General features: G+C 60.0%; 16 protein-coding genes. 4 read left to right on the top strand and 12 right to left on the bottom strand.

From position 1 onward, the window contains the following. Positions 1-73: 73 nt before the first annotated feature. The 5 genes from HU718_RS18700 to HU718_RS18680 all read right to left on the bottom strand — a co-directional run bounded on the left by HU718_RS18700 (position 74) and on the right by HU718_RS18680 (position 6275). On the bottom strand, positions 74-1093 hold the full coding sequence (locus HU718_RS18700) for a branched-chain amino acid aminotransferase (RefSeq protein ID WP_053121443.1): 1020 nt from the start codon (positions 1091-1093) through the stop codon (positions 74-76). A gap of 233 nt (positions 1094-1326) precedes the next feature. Beyond that, positions 1327-2700, bottom strand: coding sequence for a dihydrolipoyl dehydrogenase (lpdA, locus tag HU718_RS18695; RefSeq protein ID WP_186616436.1), 1374 nt, complete (start codon positions 2698-2700; stop codon positions 1327-1329). 7 nt (positions 2701-2707) lie between these two features. Then, positions 2708-3979, bottom strand: coding sequence for a dihydrolipoamide acetyltransferase family protein (locus tag HU718_RS18690; RefSeq protein ID WP_077573471.1), 1272 nt, complete (start codon positions 3977-3979; stop codon positions 2708-2710). Continuing rightward, positions 3980-5038 carry an alpha-ketoacid dehydrogenase subunit beta gene (locus tag HU718_RS18685; protein ID WP_003224000.1) on the bottom strand — a complete coding sequence of 353 codons (1059 nt, stop codon included), beginning with the start codon at positions 5036-5038 and terminating at the stop codon, positions 3980-3982. Between the two features lies 1 nt (position 5039). Further along, positions 5040-6275, bottom strand: coding sequence for a 3-methyl-2-oxobutanoate dehydrogenase (2-methylpropanoyl-transferring) subunit alpha (locus HU718_RS18680; protein ID WP_034156130.1), 1236 nt, complete (start codon positions 6273-6275; stop codon positions 5040-5042). A 185-nt stretch (positions 6276-6460) separates the two neighbouring features. Between HU718_RS18680 and bkdR the strand changes: the two genes are divergently transcribed. Further along, positions 6461-6949, top strand: a complete 489-nt coding sequence (gene bkdR / locus HU718_RS18675) for a Bkd operon transcriptional regulator BkdR (RefSeq protein ID WP_016985245.1) — start codon at positions 6461-6463, stop codon at positions 6947-6949. Positions 6950-6952: 3 nt separating this feature from the next. On the opposite strand, the gene HU718_RS18670 is transcribed toward bkdR, so the two are convergent. Continuing rightward, the gene (locus HU718_RS18670) at positions 6953-7810 is read right to left on the bottom strand and encodes a tyrosinase family protein (protein WP_186616437.1); all 858 of its coding nucleotides are present in this window, start codon (positions 7808-7810) and stop codon (positions 6953-6955) included. Between the two features lie 125 nt (positions 7811-7935). Further along, positions 7936-8799, bottom strand: coding sequence for an MBL fold metallo-hydrolase (locus HU718_RS18665; RefSeq protein ID WP_150730280.1), 864 nt, complete (start codon positions 8797-8799; stop codon positions 7936-7938). A 91-nt stretch (positions 8800-8890) separates the two neighbouring features. Here HU718_RS18665 and HU718_RS18660 point away from each other — a divergent pair, with 91 nt between their 5' ends. The 3 genes from HU718_RS18660 (at position 8891) to HU718_RS18650 (ending at position 11451) form a co-directional block, all read left to right on the top strand. Beyond that, positions 8891-9232, top strand: coding sequence for an ArsR/SmtB family transcription factor (locus HU718_RS18660; protein ID WP_007915092.1), 342 nt, complete (start codon positions 8891-8893; stop codon positions 9230-9232). 164 nt (positions 9233-9396) lie between these two features. Further along, positions 9397-10641, top strand: a complete 1245-nt coding sequence (locus HU718_RS18655; protein ID WP_186616438.1) for an NAD(P)/FAD-dependent oxidoreductase — start codon at positions 9397-9399, stop codon at positions 10639-10641. Between the two features lie 9 nt (positions 10642-10650). Next, positions 10651-11451, top strand: coding sequence for a sulfite exporter TauE/SafE family protein (locus tag HU718_RS18650; RefSeq protein ID WP_186616439.1), 801 nt, complete (start codon positions 10651-10653; stop codon positions 11449-11451). Between the two features lie 42 nt (positions 11452-11493). Here the strand turns inward: HU718_RS18650 and HU718_RS18645 are convergent, their stop codons facing one another. The 5 genes from HU718_RS18645 to HU718_RS18625 form a co-directional block, all read right to left on the bottom strand. Then, positions 11494-12774: a TRAP transporter large permease gene (locus tag HU718_RS18645; RefSeq protein ID WP_150750820.1), complete on the bottom strand. Its 1281-nt coding sequence runs from the start codon at positions 12772-12774 to the stop codon at positions 11494-11496. Next, entirely contained in the window at positions 12774-13301 is a 528-nt protein-coding gene (locus HU718_RS18640) for a TRAP transporter small permease (RefSeq protein ID WP_034156125.1), read from the bottom strand. Before HU718_RS18640 ends, HU718_RS18645 begins: the two co-directional genes overlap by 1 nt. Positions 13302-13377: 76 nt before the next feature. Then, positions 13378-14349, bottom strand: a complete 972-nt coding sequence (locus tag HU718_RS18635; protein ID WP_150730276.1) for a TRAP transporter substrate-binding protein — start codon at positions 14347-14349, stop codon at positions 13378-13380. Positions 14350-14412: 63 nt separating this feature from the next. Then, positions 14413-15306: an SMP-30/gluconolactonase/LRE family protein gene (locus tag HU718_RS18630; RefSeq protein ID WP_186616440.1), complete on the bottom strand. Its 894-nt coding sequence runs from the start codon at positions 15304-15306 to the stop codon at positions 14413-14415. 30 nt (positions 15307-15336) lie between these two features. Beyond that, positions 15337-16161: an NAD-dependent epimerase/dehydratase family protein gene (locus HU718_RS18625; protein ID WP_127928752.1), complete on the bottom strand. Its 825-nt coding sequence runs from the start codon at positions 16159-16161 to the stop codon at positions 15337-15339. Between the last annotated feature and the right edge of the window lie 247 nt (positions 16162-16408).

Below are 16408 nucleotides of genomic sequence, written 5' to 3'. Positions count from 1 at the left end.
CGCCAAACGCCACAAAAAAAGCCCCCCACCAATCACTCGGTGGAGGGCTTTTTCTACATCAACACCCGTCAAATCAAACCTTGACGATCCAGCCCGCAGGCGCTTCGATGTCGCCGGTCTGCACGCCAGTCAGCTCTTTGTAGAGCTTCTGGGTCACTGGGCCGACTTCGGTTTCGCTGTGGAACACATGCAGATGATCGTTGTAGCTGATACCACCGATCGGGGTGATCACCGCAGCCGTACCGCAAGCGCCGGCTTCCTTGAAGTCCGACAACTTGTCGATCAGCACGTCGCCTTCAACCACTTCCAGGCCCAGACGCGATTTCGCCAGTTCGATCAGCGACAGGCGGGTGATGCCCGGCAGCACGGACGGCGAGTTCGGCGTGATGAACTTGTTGTCGTGGGTGATCCCGAAGAAGTTGGCCGAGCCGACTTCTTCGATCTTGGTGTGGGTCATCGGGTCAAGGTAGATCGCGTCGGCGAAGTTGGCTTTCTTCGCTTTCGAACCCGGCATCAGGCTGGCAGCGTAGTTGCCGCCAACCTTGGCTGCGCCGGTGCCTTGTGGGGCGGCGCGGTCGTAGCTGGAGATCTGGAAGTTGTGCGGGGTCAGGCCGCCCTTGAAGTAAGCACCGACCGGAATGCAGAAAATCGAGAAGATGAACTCGGGTGCCGTGCGCACGCCGATGTTGTCACCGACGCCGATCACGAACGGGCGCAGGTACAGCGCGCCGCCAGTGCCGTATGGCGGGATGAAACGCTCGTTGGCACGAACCACTTCTTTACAGGCTTCGATGAACTGCTCGGTGTCGACCGTCGGCATCAGCAGACGCGCGCAGCTGCGCTGCATGCGCAGGGCGTTCTGGTCCGGGCGGAACAGGTTGATCGAGCCGTCCTTGCAACGATAGGCCTTCATGCCTTCGAAGCACTGCTGGCCATAGTGAAGGGCCGTCGAGCCTTCGCTGATGTGCAGCACGTTATCTTCGGTCAGGGTGCCTTTGTCCCACTCGCCATCGCGAAAGTACGACAGATAGCGTTTGTCGGTCTTGATGTAGTCAAAACCCAGCTTGTCCCAATTGATGCTTTCGTTACCCATGACACCCTCTATCACTGAACAACCGTCGAAACGGTTCAAGGCTTCTGACGTTTTTTGGATGGGCACAACAATACTTCATTCTTGAGCGGTTTCGCAGCCCGGACTATCGGATGACAGACAGATAAATCGTGTTGCCCTCAAGAATTCGCGAGCAGGCTCGCTCCCACAGGTGGAACGCATTTCAAATGTGGGAGCGAGCCTGCTCGCGAAGGGGCCGGTGTTGCCACCACCACTTACAGGTGCAACGCATGCCCCAAAGCACGCAACGCCGCCTCCTGCACCGCTTCACCCAGGGTCGGATGCGCATGAATGGTGCCGCCGATATCTTCCAGCCGCGCGCCCATTTCCAGGCTTTGCGCAAACGCCGTCGACAGCTCGGAAACGCCGACGCCCACCGCCTGCCAGCCGACAATCACATGGTTATCCCGACGAGCGACCACACGCACAAAACCGCTTTTCGACTCCAGCGTCATCGCCCGGCCGTTGGCGGCGAACGGGAAGCTGGAAACGATGCAGTCCAGCCCGGCAGCCTTGGCCTCGTCCGGCGTCTTGCCCACCACCACCAGTTCCGGGTCGGTGAAGCACACGGCAGCAACGGCCGTCGGGTTGAACTCGCGGGTTTTGCCGCTGATCAACTCGGCAACCATCTCGCCTTGGGCCATGGCGCGGTGGGCCAGCATCGGCTCGCCGCTCAGATCGCCGATGGCGTAGACGTTACGCATGCTGGTCTGGCAACGGCTGTCGATCTTGATTGCCGAACCGTTCATGTCCAGATTCAGTGCTTCAAGGTTCCAGCCTTGGGTATTCGGTTTGCGACCGACGGCGACCAGCACCTGATCGGTTTCCAGGTTGAGGGTCTCGCCCTCGTGATCGCGTACCTGCAAGGTGCCGTCGAAACCCAGCACGCTGTGTTTCAAATACAACTTAACGCCCAGTTGCTTCAACGCGTCATGCACCGGTTGCGTCAGTTCGGCGTCGTAGGCCGGCAGGATGCGATCCTGCGCCTCGACCACACTGACCTCGGCACCGAGCTTGCGGTAAGCAATGCCCAGTTCCAGACCAATGTAACCACCGCCAACCACCACCAGACGTTTCGGCACGGATTTCGGCGCCAGCGCTTCGGTGGAGGAGATGATCGGCCCGCCAATCGGCAGGATCGGCAGATTGACGCTGGTCGAACCGGTGGCCAGCACCAGATGCTCGCACTGGATGCGCGTGTCGCCAACGTCAACGGTTTTACCGTCGATGACCTTGGCCCAGCCATTGATGACCTGAACCTTGTTCTTCTTCAGCAGCGCAGCAACGCCGGTGGTCAGGCGATCGACGATGCCATCCTTCCACTCGACGCTTTTAGTGATGTCGAGGGTCGGCGCGGCAACGCTGATACCCAGCGTCGAATGCTGGCTATGATGCTGGGTCTGGTGAAACTGCTCAGCCACGTGAATCAGCGCTTTCGACGGGATGCAGCCGATGTTCAGGCAGGTGCCGCCCAGCGATTGGCCTTCGACCAGAATGGTCGGAATGCCCAGTTGCCCGGCGCGAATTGCCGTTACATAGCCGCCAGGGCCGCCGCCGATGATCAGCAGCGTAGTGTTCAGAGATTGCATGCGAGCCTTACTCCACAAACAAAGTGGCAGGTTGTTCGATCAAGCCGCGAATGGCCTGGATGAAGAGTGCCGCGTCCATGCCATCGACCACGCGGTGATCGAACGAGCTGGAGAGGTTCATCATCTTGCGGATCACCACCTGGCCTTTGACGACCATCGGCCGTTCGACGATTTTGTTGACGCCGACGATCGCCACTTCCGGCAGGTTCAGCACTGGCGTACTGACAATGCCGCCCAGCGCACCGAGGCTGGTCAGGGTGATGGTCGAGCCGGACAATTCGTCGCGGCTGGCCTTGCCATTGCGTGCGGCGTTGGCCAGGCGCGAGATTTCTGTAGCGCTGTCCCACAGGCTGCGCGCCTCGGCGTGACGCACCACCGGCACCATCAGGCCGACATCGCTTTGCGTGGCGACGCCGACATGCACGGCGCCGAGGCGAGTGATGACCTGGGCTTCGTCGTCGTAACGGGCGTTCATCTGCGGGAAGTCGCGCAGGGCGACGACCAAGGCGCGAACGAGGAACGGCAACAAGGTCAATTTGCCACGGCTGGCACCGTGCTTCTCATTCAAGTGCGCGCGCAGTTCTTCAATTGCGGTGACATCGATTTCCTCGACATAGCTGAAGTGTGCGGCACGCTGGGTAGCGTCCTGCATGCGCTGGGCGATCTTGCGGCGCATGCCGATCACTTGAATCTGTTCTTCTTCGTTACGCTGGGCGTAAGCGGCGGCGACTGGTGCCGAAGCGTTCGACTGACCTTGCGCCAGATAGGCTTCAAGGTCTTCGTGCAACACACGACCGGCCGGGCCGGAACCGCGCACCAGACGTAATTGAATCCCCAGATCCAGTGCATGTTTGCGCACGGCCGGCGAGGCGAGCGGGCGTTCGTCTGCTTCGCGCGCAACCATCGGGCCTTGGCAAACCGCAGCAGGGCGCGGGGCGGCTGGAGCAGGTTTGCTCTCGACAACCGCTTCAACTTTCGCTACGACCGGCGCCTCTTTAACGGGCGCGGGTGCGGCGGACTCTTTCAAGTTACCGGCACCTTCAACCTCGATGCTGATCAGCACACTGCCAACCGCCATCACTTCACCCGGCTGACCGCCGAGGGCAATCACCTTGCCATGCACTGGCGAGGGAATATCGACCATCGCCTTGTCGGTCATCACGTCAGCCAGCACCTGATCTTCAACGACCAGATCGCCAACCTTGACGTGCCACTGCGACAGTTCTACTTCTGCGATGCCTTCGCCGATGTCCGGCATCTTGATAACGTGCGTGCCCATTCAGACCTCCATAACCCGTTTCAACGCCGCGCCCACTCGGGACGGCCCTGGGAAATACGCCCACTCCTGCGCGTGCGGATAGGGGGTGTCCCAACCGGTGACGCGTTCGATCGGCGCTTCCAGGTGATGGAAGCAATGCTCTTGCACCAGCGACACCAGCTCGGCGCCGAAACCGCAGGTGCGGGTGGCCTCATGAACCACCACGCAGCGGCCGGTTTTCTTCACCGATTTGACGATGGTTTCCAGGTCCAGAGGCCACAGGCTGCGCAGGTCGATGACTTCAGCATCAACGCCGGATTCTTCGGCAGCGACTTGCGACACGTACACGGTGGTGCCGTAAGTCAGCACGGTCACGTCCTTGCCCGGACGGGTGATCGCGGCAACGTCCAGCGGCACGGTGTAGTAACCGTCCGGCACCTGGGCTTGCGGGTGTTTCGACCACGGCGTCACCGGGCGGTCGTGGTGGCCGTCGAACGGGCCGTTGTACAGGCGTTTCGGCTCAAGAAAGATCACCGGGTCATCGTTTTCGATGGAGGCGATCAGCAGGCCTTTGGCGTCATACGGGTTGGATGGCATCACGGTGCGCAAGCCGCAGACCTGAGTGAACATCGCCTCGATGCTCTGGCTGTGGGTCTGGCCGCCGTAGATGCCGCCGCCGCAAGGCATGCGCAGGGTCATCGGCGCGGTGAACTCGCCGGCCGAGCGATAACGCAGGCGTGCCGCTTCGGAAATGATCTGGTCGGACGCCGGGTAGACGTAGTCGGCGAACTGAATCTCGGCGACCGGACGCAGACCGTAGGCGCCCATGCCGACGGCCACGCCGACGATGCCGCTTTCCGAGATCGGTGCGTCGAACACCCGCGAGGTGCCGTACTTGGTCTGCAAGCCTTCGGTGCAACGGAACACGCCGCCGAAGTAGCCGACGTCCTGACCGAACACGACGACATTGTCATCACGCTCAAGCATCACATCCATGGCCGAGCGCAGGGCCTGGATCATGGTCATGGTGGTCGTGGTCATGGCGGTTTCCAACTGAATATTGTTGTTGTGATCGTTCATGTCAGATCCCCAACTGCTGACGCTGGCGCTTCAAGTGCTCCGGCATCTCTTTGTAGACGTCTTCGAACATGGTCGCGGCGCTTGGAATCTGACCGCCGGCGAGGGTGCCGTACTGTTCGGCCTGTTTCTGCGCGGCAATCACTTCGGCTTCAAGCTCGGCGCTGACGGCGGCGTGTTCTTCCTCCGACCAGTGGCCGACCTTGATCAGGTGCTGTTTCAGGCGGGCAATCGGATCGCCCAGCGGGAAGTGGCTCCAGTCATCGGCCGGACGGTATTTCGACGGATCGTCGGAGGTCGAGTGCGGGCCGGCGCGGTAGGTGACCCATTCGATCATGGTCGGGCCGAGGTTGCGGCGGGCGCGTTCGGCAGCCCAGGCAGACGCCGCATAGACGGCGTAGAAGTCATTTCCGTCAACGCGCAGCGAGGCGATGCCGCAACCGACGCCGCGTCCGGCGAAGGTGGTGGCTTCACCACCGGCGATGGCCTGAAAGGTCGAAATCGCCCATTGGTTGTTGACCACATTGAGGATCACCGGCGCTCGATAAACGTGGGCGAAGGTGAGGGCGGTGTGGAAGTCCGATTCAGCGGTGGCGCCGTCTCCGATCCACGCCGAGGCGATTTTGGTGTCGCCTTTGATCGCCGAAGCCATGCCCCAGCCGACCGCCTGAATGAACTGGGTCGCGAGGTTGCCGGAGATGGTGAAGAAACCCGCTTCCTTGACCGAGTACATGATCGGCAACTGGCGGCCCTTGAGCGGATCGCGTTCGTTGGACAGCAGTTGGCAGATCAGGTCGACCAGCGGAACTTCGCGGGCCATCAGGATGCTTTGCTGGCGGTAGGTCGGAAAGCACATGTCGTCGATGTTCAAGGCCAGCGCCTGGGCGCTGCCAATGGCTTCCTCGCCAAGGCTCTGCATGTAGAACGACATTTTTTTCTGACGCTGGGCGACCACCATGCGGTTGTCGTAGATGCGCGTCTTGAGCATGGCGCGCATGCCTTTACGCAGGATCTCGACCGGCACGTTCTCGGCCCATGGGCCAAGAGCGTTGCCTTGATCGTCGAGTACGCGAATCAGCCCACGTGCCAGGTCGGCGGTGTCGGCTGGTTCTACGTCGACGGGAGGTTTGCGCACCGTACCGGCATCGGTCAGATGCAGGTAGGAAAAGTCGGTTTTGCAGCCTGGGCGGCCCGAGGGTTCAGGGACGTGCAGGCGCAGCGGTTCATACGCTTGGGTCATGGCTTCTACGCTCGATCTTGTGAATTTCTTGTAGTGAGCTGGCAGTCATTCTTCGGTAGAAGAAATCTTGTCCTACAACAATCATAGGCCCGGGCAAGAAGAATATTTATCTCTGTTTCGTTGCGCTGGCGATCATTTGCAGATAGAAATTCTGCATAAACATAAAAAACAGGTGGTTTTGTCTCATGCGCAAACTGGACCGTACCGATATCGGCATTCTCAACAGCCTTCAGGAGAATGCGCGCATCACCAATGCCGACCTCGCACGCTCGGTCAACCTGTCGCCGACACCGTGTTTCAACCGGGTGAAAGCGATGGAGGAATTAGGGCTGATTCGCGAGCAAGTGACGCTGCTGGACGCCGACCTGCTGGGGCTGCACGTGAACGTGTTCATCCACGTCAGTCTGGAGAAACAGGTCGAGGAGGCGTTGCAGCATTTCGAAGAGGCGATTTCCGATCGCCCCGAGGTGATGGAGTGTTACCTGATGGCCGGAGACCCGGACTACCTCATCCGGGTCCTGGTGCCGACGATTCAGTCGCTGGAGCGCTTCATGATGGACTTCCTGACCAAAGTGCCGGGTGTGGCGAATATCCGGTCAAGCTTTGCGCTGAAGCAGGTGCGCTACAAGACCGCGCTGCCGTTACCCGCTAACGGTTTGACGCTGGGCAGCTGAGGGTCATATGTAGTCATAGCGGTAATCGAGCTCTGTGGTGAAGAGGGTTTGTTGGACGGTAAAGGTTTGCGCCCAGGGCGCCAGTTCGTTGGCGGGATGAAAGACCAGCACGGTCTCGTTCATGTCTGCCGAGCCGGCCTCATTGGTAAAGCCGGGAGTGCCAGGATGTTGATGTTTCCAGCGCTCCCACAACAAGTCGAGGTAGCAGTGGTGCAGGAAGAAGATCGGGTCATTGGGTGAGGAGGCTTGCGCCATGCTGCCGCCTATCCAGGCATGTACCGGATTGTGCAGTTCGGTTTCCGAGATATTTTCCCAACCGCTTGCTTCCATCCAGTAAGGCGTCCTGTTGAGCGTCGATATGACGGTCTCTGCGGTGGGCAGTGCGCCGTTTGTCCCGAGATCTCGACGAATGCCGGTGTTGCCGATGCCCTCGTCCCAGACTCTCACTTCGAACTGCGATTGCTCTCTGGAAAACGGCCCGCCGGTGACGCGCTGGTCTTGCAGGTTGTCACCGTTTGAACCCATGAAGTCCGAGGTGAAGGGGTTGTCGGCCCCGGTCAGTTGCCAGTTCCAGTAGGGCAGGGTGATGGTCGGGTCATTGGCGGCGGACTGCAGGGCCAGTTCGAACTGGCGGATCAGAATCCGGTGCCACGGATAGAACAGCGGGCTTCGATGCGGGTTGGGCGTCAGCGGATTGCCCCGGCCCATCGAATTTTTGTGGATCTGGACAAAATCATCGTAGCGGCTTTGCTGTCCGGGGCGCAGTACGCTGTCGACGTTGTTCTTCAGCCTCAGGATGGCATCGATGAATGCGGATTTCTGTTGCGCGGTCATGTCACGGTGATTACGGCGAATATCCATATTGCGAAAACTCCATTGAATGTTTGCCCAATGGAGTCTGATCGCTGAGAGGATTTTCACCAGTTCATCACTATCGCCAGCGTTTGTAGGAAAAATAATCCGGCGACGTCCCGAGCGGTTTTTTCCTATAGGGAATTGAGCGGAATCTTCAGGTAAACCACGCCGTTTTCCTCCGCCGGTGGCAAATTCCCCGCCCGCACATTCACCTGAATCGCCGGCAGCAACAGCGTTGGCATGCCCAGCCCCGCGTCACGTTTTGTGCGCATCTCGACGAACGCCGCTTCATCGATCCCGTCATGCACATGAATATTGTTTTTGCGCTGCTCGCCGACCGTGCTCTGACACTGCGAGGCGCGACCCTCGGGCGGATAGTCGTGGCAAACGTAGAGTTTCACGCTGGCGGGGAAGGCCAGCAGTTTGTGGATCGAAGCATACAACTGATGGGCGTTGCCGCCGGGAAAGTCGCAACGCGCGGTGCCGACGTCCGGCATGAACAGCGTATCGCCCACCAGAATCTGCTCGCCATCGATCAAATAAGCCATGTCCGCCGGGGTGTGGCCGGGGACGTGCAGGGCCGTAGCCTTGAGATTGCCGATGCGGAATGATTCGTTCGGTGCAAACAGGTGATCGAACTGCGAGCCATCAACGCAGAACTCCGGCTCCAGATTGAACAGCGCCTTGAACACGTTCTGCACTTTGCTGATCGATTCACCGATAGCGATTTTCCCGCCCAGCTCCCGGCGCAGATAGGGCGCGGCGGACAGGTGATCGGCGTGGGCGTGGGTTTCCAGCAGCCACTGTACCTGCAGGCTGTGCGCGCGAACGAAGGTGGTGATTTTGTCGGCCTGCACGGTGCAGGTGCGCCCGGCAGCACCGTCGTAATCGAGCACTGGATCGACGATTGCACATTGCCCGCCGTCGGCTTCATAGACCACATAGCTGTAGGTCGAAGAGGCGGGGTCGAGGAACGATTCAATCTGCGCGGGCATGGACACCAACCTGAACAAGGGAAATGGGTTGCAACACTTTATCTAAAAACATAATGTTCGCAGCTTAAGTGACCTTGAAGGCATCGTGCAAATGCAATCCAGTCTGACCGAATGTGAAGTCGCCCAACTCCGTGCTTCGGCCTCCAAGGCCTGCGCCTTGCTCAAGGCCATGGCCAATGAGGATCGCCTGCTGATCCTCTGTCAACTGACCCAGGGCGAACGCAACGTTGGCGAACTGGAAAAGATGACCGGCGTGCGCCAGCCGACGCTGTCCCAGCAACTGGGCATCCTGCGTGATGAAGGGCTGGTCGCGACCCGGCGTGAAGGCAAGTACATTTTCTACGGCCTCGCCAGTCCGGAAGTGATTCAGGTGATGAAGACCCTGTCCGGATTGTATTGCGGGGCCGTGCTGAAAAGTCTCGGCCACCAATAAATGCCAGCCAACACACAACCCCTGTAGGAGTGAGCCTGCTCGCGATAGCGGTGTATCAGTTAATAAAGATATGGCTGACCCACCGCTATCGCGAGCAGGCTCACTCCTACAATGGATTTGTGTGAAGGCTGAGAAATCCTTGCGTGCAGCAAAAGGAACAAGCAATGAACGATCAACACTGGGGCCCATCCATCAGTGCAGACATCGTGGTCATCGGCGGCGGTACGGCCGGTATCGGTTTTGTCGCCAGTCTGCTCAAACGTGATCCGGCTCTGAAAGTTACCGTGATTGAACCGAGCGCCCAGCATTACTATCAACCGGCGTGGACGCTGGTCGGCGGTGGTGCCTACGATGTCAAAGACACCGCCCGGCCGATGAACAAGGTCATGCCCAGACAAGCGAACTGGCTGCAAGCGGCGGTCACCGCAATCGACCCGGACAAGCGCCAACTGACCCTCAGCGATCAACGTACGGTCAGCTATCAAAACCTGATCGTTTGCCCCGGCCTGCGTCTGGCCTGGGAGAAGATTGAAGGCTTGCAGGAAAGCCTTGGCCAGCACGGTGTCACCTCCAACTACAGCTACCAGCACGCGCAATACACCTGGGATCAGGTGCAGAAACTGCGCGGCGGCAAAGCACTGTTCACCCAACCGGCGATGCCGATTAAATGCGCCGGTGCACCGCAAAAAGCGCTGTATCTGTCTTGCGATCACTGGCTCAAAAACGGGTCGCTGAACAACATCCATGTCGAATTCAATCTGGCCGGCGCCGCCCTGTTCGGCGTGGCGACGTTCGTGCCGCCGTTGATGAAGTACATCGAAAAGTACAACGCGCAGTTGGCGTTCAACTCGAATCTGGTCAAGGTCGACGGCCCGGCGAAAACCGCGTGGTTCGAGATCAAGGACGCTGACGGCAACGTCACCCGTGTGGCGAAAACTTTCGATCTGCTCCACGTTGTGCCTCCGCAGATCTCGCCGGATTTCATCGCCCAGAGTCCTCTGGCCGACGCCGCCGGCTGGTGCGAAGTCAACCCGCACAGCCTGCAGCATCCGCGCTATCCCGAGGTGTTTGCACTCGGTGATATCTGCGGCACTAGCAACGCGAAAACCGCCGCAGCGGTGCGCAAGCAAGTGGTGGTGGTCGCGGAAAACCTGCTCGCCCTGCGCAAGCAGCAACCGCTGCCGCTGAAGTACGACGGCTACGGTTCCTGCCCGCTGACGGTGGAGAAGGGCAAGGTGATTCTCGCCGAGTTCGGTTATGCCGGTAAGTTGCTGCCGACCTTCCCGATGGACCCGACCGTGGCGCGGCGCTCGGCGTGGTTGCTCAAGGCGACGCTGCTGCCGTGGTTCTACTGGAACGGCATGCTCAAAGGGCGCGAGTGGCTGACCGGCCTGTCCAAAGTCGACTGAGAACATCCTATGTTGCTGGCAAGCCTGTTTGGTGTGGTGATGGGGTTGGTGCTCGGTTTGACCGGGGCCGGCGGTGGGATTCTCGCGGTGCCGGCGCTGGTCCTCGGCCTCGGTTGGACGATGACCCAGGCAGCGCCGGTGGCGTTGTTTGCGGTGGGCAGTGCGGCGGCGGTCGGGGCTATCGACGGTTTGCGTCATGGTCTGGTGCGCTATCGTGCGGCGTTGTTGATTGCCGCGCTCGGCGCGGTGTTTTCGCCGTTGGGCATTTACTTCGCGCACCAGTTGCCGGAGAAAATCCTGATGATCCTGTTCAGTCTGCTTATGGTCATGGTGGCCTGGCGCATGCTGCGCCGCGAGCGTCAGCAGGAAGGGCCGAGTGATCATGGCCATGCCAGTTGGGGTCAGAAGAATTGCATGCTCAATGAAGAAACCGGGCGTTTCGACTGGACTGCCAAATGCACCGCAACGCTGGCGGCGTTGGGCGCGATTACCGGGGTGGTGTCCGGTTTGCTTGGGGTCGGTGGCGGCTTCTTGATCGTGCCGGCGTTCAAGCAACTGACTGACGTGCAGATGCGCGGGATTGTCGCGACGTCGTTGATGGTGATCAGTCTGATTTCGGCGATCGGGGTGATCGGCTCGTTTCACGCCGGTGTGCGGATTGATGCGCAGGGCGCGGCGTTTATCGTCGCCAGCATTGTCGGCATGATCATTGGGCGCAAGCTCTGTGCGCGGGTGCCGGCGCGGGCGTTGCAGGTGGGGTTTGCCAGTGTCTGTCTGGTTGTGGCGGGGTATATGTTGTTGGGGGCTTAAAGCAAAAATCGCAGCCCGTGAGGGCTGCGATCCATTAACCGCTTACAACACCAGATGCGGCAACCACAGCGAAATCGCCGGCACGTAGGTCACCAGAAGCAACACCAGAAACAGCACCGCATAAAACGGCAGCAGCGCTTTCACAGTGCTCTCGATACTGACCTTGCCCACCGCCGAACCGACAAACAGCACCGCACCCACCGGCGGCGTTATCAATCCGATCCCGAGGTTCACCAGCATGATCATGCCGAACTGCACCGGATCGACGCCGATGCCGAGAATCACCGGCATCAGGATTGGCGTCAGGATCAGGATCAGCGGTGCCATGTCCATCACCGTGCCGAGCAACAGCAGCATGACGTTGATGCACATCAGGATCACGTAGCGGTTGTCCGACAGGGTCAGGAACATCGTGGTGATCTTCGCCGGAATTTGCATCAGGGTCATGATGTAACCGAAGCTCGCGGCGAAACCGATCAGGATCATCACGATCGAAATCGTCCGCACCGTGCGGTGCATCAGTTTCGGCAGTTCGCTCCACTTGTAGTCGCGGTAGATGAACATGGTCACGAAGAAGGACCAGAGCACGGCGATGGCCGCCGATTCGGTCGCGGTGAAGATGCCGGACAGGATGCCGCCGAGGATGATCACCATCGCCATCAGGCCCCAGAGGGCTTCGCCGACGATTTTCAACGCCTGGCGCATCGGGATCACTTCACCCTTGGGATAATTGCGTTTTCTCGCGAAAATCAGACACAGCACCATCAGGCAGGCGCTCATCAGCAAGCCCGGCACGATGCCTGCCATGAACAGCGAGGCAATCGAAACCGTGCCACCGGCGGCCAGGGAGTAGAGCACCGAGTTATGGCTTGGCGGGGTCAGTAGGGCTTGCACCGAACCGCTGACAGTCACGGCCGTGGAGAAATCCCGTGGATAGCCCTTGCGTTCCATTTCCGGAATCAGCACCGAGCCCACCGACGCGGTGTCGGCCACCGACGAACCGGAGATCGCGCCGAAAAAGGTCGAGGCGACAATGTTGACCAGTGACAGGCCACCGCGGACAAAACCCACCAGCACCCCGGCACACGCCACCAAGCGACGGGACATGCCGCCCTCGGCCATGATCGCACCGGCCAGGACGAAGAACGGAATGGCCAGCAGCGAGAATTTGTTCACCCCCGACGCGACCTGAATCATCACCGCCTGGAACGGAATGTCGATCCACCATGCACCGATCAGCGCGGCGGCGCCCAGCGCGTAGGCGACCGGCATGCCGATCAGGATCAAAGCGATAAAACTGCCCAGCAGTATCAGAGCGTCCATTAAGCGGCACCTTCACTTTCTTCAACCAGGTCAAACTGCACGACGCGTCGTTTGCTCTGGTCACCGAGCAAGAGTTTTTCCAGAACAAAAATCAGCGTCAGAAAGCCGCCCAGCGGAATCGGCAGATAGGTCACGCCCACGCGCAGATCGGGCAGGGCCGCCATGAACTGGTTCCAGGTGGACATGCACAGTTTGGCGCCCCAGATCGTCATGAAGATGCAGATCGCCGCCATGAGCAGCTGGGAAAAAATCGCCGCCGCGGTTCTCAGTTGCGGCGGCATGCGGTCGGTGAGCATGGCCACGGCCATGTGCGCACCGGCGCGGTAACTGGCGGCAGCGCCGATGAAGGTAAACACCATCATCAGCAGGATCGCCGTGGGCTCGGGCCAGCTCGAACCGGTGCCCAGCACGTAGCGGGCGAACACGCCCCAGGGAATCATCAGGGAAATCGCCAGGACGGAAAGGCCGGCGACCCAGATGCACGTCATGTAGATCTTGTCGTTGATACGCAGCAGTAGATTCTTCATCGGGTTCCACCGTAACCGGGTGCGCCGCAGTCATCGGGCGCACCGGGCCTTGTTCATGGGGACGGAGCGGGAGGCGTTACTGAACGGCTTCGATCTTTTTGATCAGATCGGCATACGGCGCGCCGTATTTCTCACGAACCGAGGCGGTGGCGTCGTAGAAGGGTTTTTTGTCGACCTCGATGAACTCGACGCCGGCGGCCTTGAGTTTTTCTTCACTGGCAGCGGACTTCTTGTCCCACAGCACGCGCTCTTCGGCCTGGGCCGCCTTGGCGGCTGTCTTGACCAGCGCCTGTTGATCCGGCGTCAGTTTTTCCCAGGTGATTTTTGACATCACGATCGGCTCTGGCAGGATCAGGTGACCGGTCAGGCTGTAGTACTTCGCATTCTGGAAGTGGTTGTGTTCGAGCAGGGTTGGCGGGTTGTTTTCCGCGCCGTCGATCACGCCGGTCTGCAGGGCACTGAAGATCTCGCCGGTGTCCATGGCGATACCGTTACCGCCCATGGCGTTCATCATGTCGATGAACATCGGGTTGCCTTGCACGCGGATTTTCATACCCTTGAGGTCTTCGAGCTTGCGTACCGGTTTCTTGGTGTAGACGTTGCGCGTGCCGCCGTCCATCCAGGCCAGGGCCACCAGGCCGAATTCGGAGTTGGTGATTTTGTCGAGGATCTCGTCGCCCACTGCGCCGTCGATGACGTTACGCATGTGTTGGTGATCGCGGAAGATGAACGGCATGTTGAACACGTTCACGTCCGGGACCACGGGGCCGACGATACCCAGGCTGACGCGAGACAGCTGTACGGCGCCGACTTGCATCTGCTCGATGACTTCTTTTTCGGAGCCCAGCACACCGCCGGGGAAGTATTGGAAGGTCAGCTCGCCGTTGGTTTCCTTGGTCAGGGTCTTGCCCATGTTTTCTTCGGCCACCACGGTTGGATAACCGGCGGGGTGAATGTCAGCGAATTTGAGTTGCAGTGCCTGAGCGGCGCCAGTGAAGGTAAACATCAGCGGGAGTGCAGCGGCCAGCAAGGTGCGTTTGAAGTTCATGGGGTGAGTCTCCAGTCTTGTTATTGTTGTGTTCAAGGCGCAGCGGTGCAGCAGAGGCGGGTGTTACAGCGAATCGTCGAACAGCGGTTCCGGCAGGCCTTTGACGTTGGGATTCAGGGCGAACACGCCGCCGGCCAGGGATTGCGAGTCGTGGTCGTCGCCGGGACGAATCGAGGTGACGAACAAGGTGTCCATCCGGGTTCCACCGAAGGCGCACATGGTTGGTTTTTTCACCGGCACGGCCAGTGAGAAGTCGAGTCGACCGTCCGGCGCGAAGCGGTGAATGAGGCCGGCGTCGTTGGCGCAAATCCAGTAGAAACCTTCGGCGTCCACAGCAGCGCCATCGGGCCGGCCGGGGAAATGGTTCATGTCGACGAAAACACGGCGGTTCGACGGCGTGCCGGTCTCGGTGTCGTAATCGAACGCCCAGATCAGTTGCACGTCGGGGTGTGAATCGGACAGGTACATGGTCTTGCCGTCGGGGCTGAAGCCGAGGCCGTTGGGCACGATAAAACCGTCGAGCTGCGCTTCGATCACGCCAGACTGCCCGGCACCGTAGCGGTAGAGCCGCCCTTCGGGCGCACTCAGGCCCATGTTCAGCACCATGCTGCCGGCCCAGAAGCGGCCCTGGCGATCACAACGACCATCGTTTAGGCGCATGTCTTTGCGGCCGTGCTCGACGCTGGCAAGTCGCTCACTGTCGAGGCTGCCGTCGCTGTGCGGGTGCAGATGAAAGAAACCGCTTTCCATGCCAGCGACCCAGCCGCCACGGCTGTGGCGGGCGATGCAGGCGAGCATTTCCGGGGTTTTCCAGGCATGCACATGGCCCGTGTCAGCGCTCCAGCGTTGCAGGCCGCCGTTGGGAATATCCACCCAGTACAGCGCGTTTTCCTCTGCCACCCAGACCGGGCTTTCGCCCACGGCGTTGCGGGCATCGACGATCAATTCGGCTTGCATACTCATTCCTTTGCGTCGTTGTCAGGGTGATCAGTCGCCGAACGGTCCGGCCGCGACAAACGCGCCGCCCTGATAGATCCGCGCCGGGTCATCGGCGGCCGGCATTGGCTGCGCTTCGACCTTTTCGCGGAACACTTCGGAGCTGTCCTTCGCTTCGAACCCGAGGTGGCTGGCGAAGCGGTTGTCCCACCAGACTTCTTTGTTGGCGGACATGCCGTAGACCACGGTGTGGCCGACATTCGGCGTGTACAGCGCGCGTTCGAGCAATTGCGTGAGGTCGTCGAAGCTCAGCCAGGTGTGCATCATTCGACGGTTTTGCGGCTCGGGGAACGAGGAGCCGATGCGGATGCTCACGGTCTCAATGCCGTAGCGATCGAAGTAGAAACTGGCCATGTCTTCGCCGTAGGACTTGGACAGTCCGTAGTAGCCGTCGGGGCGCCGTGCGGAGCTGGCGTCGAGCGGTTCGTCCTGTTTGTAAAAGCCGATGACGTGGTTGGAGCTGGCGAAGATCACTCGCTTCACACCATGCCGGCGCGCGGCTTCGTAGATGTGAAACACGCCGCAGATGTTGGCGCCGAGAATTTCTTCGAAGGGCCGCTCGACGGAGACGCCGCCGAAATGCAGGATCGCATCGACGCCTTCGACCAGTTGATGCACGGCGTGTTTGTCGGCCAGATCGCAGAGGACGATTTCTTCGCGGTCATCGACGGCCGGGGCGAGGGCGGCGATGTCTGACAGGCGCAGGACATGGGCATAAGGGCGCATCCGTTCGCGCAGAACTTTGCCCAGACCACCGGCAGCGCCGGTCAGCAGCAGACGGTTGAACGGGGCGCGGGGAGTGGAGGTAGATGTCATGGCAATCCCTTACACGATTGTTATTAGGTTTGTTGTAGGTTGTCGTATGACTGCGCTGAAGTATCGGTAGGGTTTCCGGAACTTGTCAACGCGACTTTTGGTGTAGATGACGGAAGGCCTGGCCTCTTTTCAATCACCACAGTTCCGTATTTGCAATGCAATCCCCTGTGGGAGCGAGCCTGCTCGCGAAAGCGGTGTGTCATTTAGAATTGATGTCGACTGACACGCCGCCTTCGCGAGCAGGCTC

The sequence above is a fragment of the Pseudomonas tensinigenes genome (assembly GCF_014268445.2).
GTDB lineage: Bacteria > Pseudomonadota > Gammaproteobacteria > Pseudomonadales > Pseudomonadaceae > Aquipseudomonas > Aquipseudomonas tensinigenes.
This window is presented reverse-complemented; position numbering and strand designations above follow the sequence as displayed.